Genomic DNA, 4,959 nt, shown 5'->3' on the forward strand with positions numbered 1-4,959 from the left:
GTTATACGAACACAACAATACCGCCTTCAAACATTTGAATTCACGAGTCGATACACATATTGAAAGCTCGTGAAACAAGGACGAAGTCACATCAAGGAGTTATGATGAAAACGAAACGTTTATTAGCCACCGCCGTTCTATCTGCTACTGCTATTTTCTCTTCTACCAATGTACTGGCCGCCACTGCAACTGTCGCAGTTTCACAGATTGTCGAACACCCGGCGTTAGACGCGACGCGCCAAGGATTACTTGATGGTTTGAAAGCGAAAGGCTACGAAGAAGGCAAAAATCTAGAATTTGATTATAAGACCGCACAGGGTAATCCAGCGATTGCGGTGCAAATTGCCCGTCAGTACGTCGGCGAAAATCCTGATGTGTTAGTTGGCATCGCGACACCTTCGGCACAAGCCTTGGTGTCGGCTACTCGCTCTATTCCTGTTGTCTTTACTGCGGTAACAGATCCGGTTGGTGCGAAATTGGTTAAGTCGATGGAACAACCAGGCAAAAACGTAACTGGCCTGTCTGATCTTTCACCCGTTGCTCAGCATGTCGATCTCATCCAAGAAATTCTTCCTCAGGTGAAAAGCATCGGGGTTGTATTTAATCCCGGTGAAGCTAATGCCGTGACTTTAGTTGAATTACTAAAAGAAAGCGCAAAAGCAAAAGGCATACAAGTGTTTGAAGCGACCGCACTAAAAAGTGCTGATGTTCAGTCTGCGACTCAAGCGATTGCAGCGAAATCAGACATTCTTTACGCCCCAACAGACAATACAGTTGCAAGTGCGATTGAAGGGATGATTGTGGCAGCGAATCAAGCGAAGAAACCTGTATTTGGTGGCGCGACGTCGTATGTCGAAAAGGGTGCTATTGCAGGCTTAGGTTTTGACTACTACCAGGTTGGTGTACAAACCGCGGATTACGTGGCGGCGATTCTTGATGGTCAAGAACCAGGCAAGCTGGATGTAAAAGTCGCGACGGGCTCTGACCTTGTAATTAATGAAAGCGCAGCATCTAAGCTCGGTATCAAGCTGCCAAGTTCTGTGGTTGAACGTGCGACAAGCATGCAATAAGTAACGCTCTTTTGGGGTAAAGACCGTCACGCTAGTTGGTAGAGGCTTGCCCCAAAACTGATACTCGCCAGATTTCTCGTGTAGAGCATTCTGCTAGAGAAGAAGGGGAGTATACGTTAGAAGTCTTAAGTTCAGGTTGGTATTAGCCAGCCTGAGCATGCAGAAAGGAGCAGTTATGTCTGCATTTGCTTTTTTTGGTGCACTCGAAATTGGCTTGATTTATGGCCTAGTCGCTCTGGGTGTGTATCTTACGTTCCGTGTTCTCGATTTCCCCGATTTGAGTGTGGATGGCAGCTTTCCAATGGGAGCTGCGGTAGCTGCAACGGCGATTGTCGCAGGTATTAATCCTTGGCTTGCGACAATAATGGCGATGATAGCTGGTAGTATGACGGGGTGGGTAACCGCTTTTCTGGCTGTTCGGTGTGGTATTTTACACCTGTTAGCTTCCATTCTTACCATGATCGCTGCATTTTCAATTAATATTCGTATTATGGGCAAACCTAATATGGCGTTGCTTGGAGAGGATACGATTCTCACTCCGTTTGAAGCATTGGGCGATGCGATGTTTATTCGCCCTCTGGTTGTTGGGGCCTTAGTTCTTCTCTCCGCTTTCTTTGTCATTCGCCTGCTGAACAGCGACTTTGGTCTTGGTTTACGAGCCACGGGTGTGAATGCGCGTATGGTTTCTGCGCAAGGGGCGAGCACTGGCTTTTATACCTACTTTGGCTTGGCTTTATCCAACGGGTTTGTGGGATTCGCAGGCGCGTTGTTTGCACAAACGAACAGCTTTGCGGATGTGACCTCTGGCGTGGGCACCATTGTCGTTGGTTTGGCAGCTGTGATTTTGGGGCAGACCCTTATTCCCGGGCGCAAGATTTGGGTTGCGGTATTTGCGGTCATCATCGGTTCGGTACTTTATCGTCTTGCAGTGGCTTTCGCTTTGAGTTCTGGCATGTTTGGTTTACAAGCTTCAGACCTCAACCTGGTTACCGCAGTATTGGTGGCTGTGGCGCTTATTGCTCCAAAGCTAAAACAGAGCATGAGAGCGAAACAACGCGTTACTGATGCTAAACAAGCGGCATCAAAAAATGGTTCTGGGGAGGCATTATGATCGAACTAAATAACATTCAGGTCACGTTCAACCCAGGGACGATTTTGGAAAATCGTGCATTGAAAGGCGTCTCTTTAGAGGTTCCAGAGCATCAATTTCTTACCGTGATTGGTTCTAATGGCGCAGGAAAATCGACGTTGCTTGGTGCGGTGACAGGTGAGACGCCGATGATAGGTGGTCAGGTGATCATTGATGGCAAAGACGTCACCAAGCAGACGGTAGCCCAACGTGCGACGCAATGCGCCCGAGTGTTTCAAGATCCATTGGCCGGGACTTGTGGTGAACTGACGATAGAAGAGAACATGGCTCTAGCGCACATGCGTGGTAAAAAACGCAGCTGGGGGTTGGCGCTCTCTACTAAACGTCGCAAGCTGTTCCAAGAGAGAATTAGCATCCTCGGTCTTGGTTTAGAAGACCGCTTGGGCGATAGCATTGGGTTGCTGTCTGGTGGACAACGACAAGCCGTTAGCCTTGTGATGGCGACGTTATCGGAGAGTAAGTTGTTGTTGCTTGATGAACACACGGCTGCGCTTGATCCTCGTATGGCGGCGTTTGTTATCGACTTAACTAAACGTATTGTCGATGAGTTCGATTTAACCGTGATGATGGTGACGCATTCGATGAAAGACGCATTAGCATGTGGCGATAGGACCGTAATGCTTCACCAAGGTGAAATTGTGCTTGATGTGGCTGGAGAGCAGCGCGCTAACATGCAAGTACCAGACTTGTTGGATATGTTCTCCAAAGTGCGTGGTGAAGAGCTGGCAGATGACAGTCTCTTGTTGAACTAAGCGGTATCCGACAAGTCACTACGCCTACTAAGTGTGATCCTCCATGGGAAAATTGGCTGATATGTCAACTCGCAGGGAGGATTTCTTGTCTCTAATTCTTCAATAACATAGTGGCATATCCGATGACGAGGAGTGCCCATAATGAACCTGCCATTTATTTTTCATAGTCAAACTATTGATGGTTTAGCTTGTAATGACGAGCAAGTTACAGTCAGGCTGAAAACCGAGACATTGGATTTTGATTCCGTCTATGTGCGTATTGAGCCGGACAATGAAGAATATCTGGTCGACATGGCTCAAGTAGGAACAGCTGGTGAATTATTACTATGGGAGGCATCGTTTCGACCAAATCAAGATCGAGATGTCACACATTATGTGTTTAAGCTCCTCAAAGACGGACAACAATACTGGCTCGATGCACGAGGCGTACAAAAGCGTATTCCACCCAAAGAGTTCCACTTTAAGTTGAATGTAGAGCATCAACCACCAAGCTGGGTCCAAGAGCAAGTTTTCTATCAAATCTTTCCTGACCGTTTTTCTGCTAGTAAAAGTGAGTCTGATATTCGCCACGCTTATGCTCAGTATGATTCTGCATCGATCGTCAAGGTGTGGGGAGATGCGGTAGGCTCTCACCAAAATACCGGGGCACGTGAATTCTTTGGCGGCGACCTCAAAGGTGTGGAGCAAAAGTTGGACTATCTTGAACAGCTCGGCGTTACTGCGCTTTATTTTAATCCGATCTTTTCTTCACCAAGTAATCATAAATACGACACCACCGATTACTTCACTGTTGACCCTATGTTCGGCACCAATGATCAGTTTGCTGAACTGTGTGAGAAAATCCGTGGTAAGAATATGAAGATTGTCTTAGACGCGGTGTTTAACCACACGTCAGTGCATCATCCTTGGTTTGATATCCAACAAAAAGGAGAAGGAGCGTATGGCAATCCGCAGTCAAAGTTCCGTGATTACTACTTTTTCGAAGGCGAAACCAATCACTACATTGGTTGGAAAGGCATTGGTAACTTACCGGTTCTGAACTTCGAAAATGAACAGGTGCGCGACTACATCTACCAAAGTGAAGATTCTGTCATCAAGTATTGGCTGAAGCCACCGTACTTGGTTGATGGCTGGCGGTTTGATGTAATCCATATGCTTGGCGAAGGGGACGGCGCGAAAAACAATGCTCATTATGTGGCAGCGTTTCGTCATGCAACTAAGTCAGTAAACCCGAATGCTTATGTGTTAGGTGAGCACTTTTTTGAAGCAACGCAGTGGTTGCAAGGTGATCAAGAGGATGGGGCGATGAACTACTACGGTTTTGCTCATCCAGTCCGAGTTTTTATCGCACGACAAGACATTATGTACGATCCAATCAACATTGATGGTTTGGAGTTTAAAGTATGGTTGGACGAAGCCAGAGCAAAAATCCCATTTTCGAATCAGCTATCGCAGCTAAATCAACTCGATAGTCACGATACTGCTCGGTTTATCACATTGGTTGATGGTGATAAGCGTAAAATGAACGTCGCGCTAGCAATGCTTATGACTTACGTTGGCACGCCTTGTATTTACTATGGGAGTGAAGTCGGTCTAGAAGGAGGGCTAGACCCGGATAATCGTCGTTGTTTTCCTTGGAATGAAATTGAAAGTTCACAATGGCTATCGCTTTACCAACAATGGATCAAGATACGTAAACAATGTAAGCCTTTACAGTCGGGCTGTATTCAATGGCTGCATTGCACTAACAACCAGTTGGCGTACGCACGTGTACTGGGTCGTGAAGCAGTCGTTGTTATGATTAATCTCAGTGGTAATGAATGTTCAATCGATTTACCTATGTGGCAACTGGGCTTGGAGGTTAGCCAAGTTATATCGTTGTTAGATGACACAGAACAGGTTGATTATAAAGGTCATATCTCTGTCAATATGTCGGCACAGAGCTGCAAATTATGGCGACTAAAGTGACACCACACTCTATATTGAT

The 4,959-nt window shown here is 46.4% G+C and carries 4 protein-coding genes; all 4 read left to right on the top strand.

Features of this window, described 5'->3' with window-relative positions; genetic code table 11:
- Positions 1-104: 104 nt before the first annotated feature.
- The 4 genes from CAG68_RS12655 to malZ all read left to right on the top strand — a co-directional run bounded on the left by CAG68_RS12655 (position 105) and on the right by malZ (position 4,940).
- Positions 105-1,070 carry an ABC transporter substrate binding protein gene (locus tag CAG68_RS12655; protein ID WP_161441222.1) on the top strand — a complete coding sequence of 322 codons (966 nt, stop codon included), beginning with the start codon at positions 105-107 and terminating at the stop codon, positions 1,068-1,070.
- Between the two features lie 175 nt (positions 1,071-1,245).
- On the top strand, positions 1,246-2,181 hold the full coding sequence (locus CAG68_RS12660) for an ABC transporter permease (protein WP_005380812.1): 936 nt from the start codon (positions 1,246-1,248) through the stop codon (positions 2,179-2,181).
- Positions 2,178-2,972 carry an ABC transporter ATP-binding protein gene (locus CAG68_RS12665; protein WP_005387275.1) on the top strand — a complete coding sequence of 265 codons (795 nt, stop codon included), beginning with the start codon at positions 2,178-2,180 and terminating at the stop codon, positions 2,970-2,972. Before CAG68_RS12660 ends, CAG68_RS12665 begins: the two co-directional genes overlap by 4 nt.
- 141 nt (positions 2,973-3,113) lie before the next feature.
- Entirely contained in the window at positions 3,114-4,940 is a 1,827-nt protein-coding gene (gene malZ / locus CAG68_RS12670; RefSeq protein ID WP_161441223.1) for a maltodextrin glucosidase, read from the top strand.
- Positions 4,941-4,959: the final 19 nt, after the last annotated feature.

The organism is Vibrio sp. V42_P2S4T144, assembly GCF_009904715.1.
Lineage (GTDB): Bacteria > Pseudomonadota > Gammaproteobacteria > Enterobacterales > Vibrionaceae > Vibrio > Vibrio alginolyticus.

Bases quoted from the DNA above. Each gene is read 5' to 3' on its own strand.
- CAG68_RS12655 (WP_161441222.1), top strand. From the start codon at position 105: ATGAAAACGAAACGTTTATTAGCCACCGCCGTTCTATCTGCTACTGCT.
- CAG68_RS12660 (WP_005380812.1), top strand. From the start codon at position 1,246: ATGTCTGCATTTGCTTTTTTTGGTGCACTCGAAATTGGCTTGATTTAT.
- CAG68_RS12665 (WP_005387275.1), top strand. From the start codon at position 2,178: ATGATCGAACTAAATAACATTCAGGTCACGTTCAACCCAGGGACGATT.
- malZ (WP_161441223.1), top strand. From the start codon at position 3,114: ATGAACCTGCCATTTATTTTTCATAGTCAAACTATTGATGGTTTAGCT.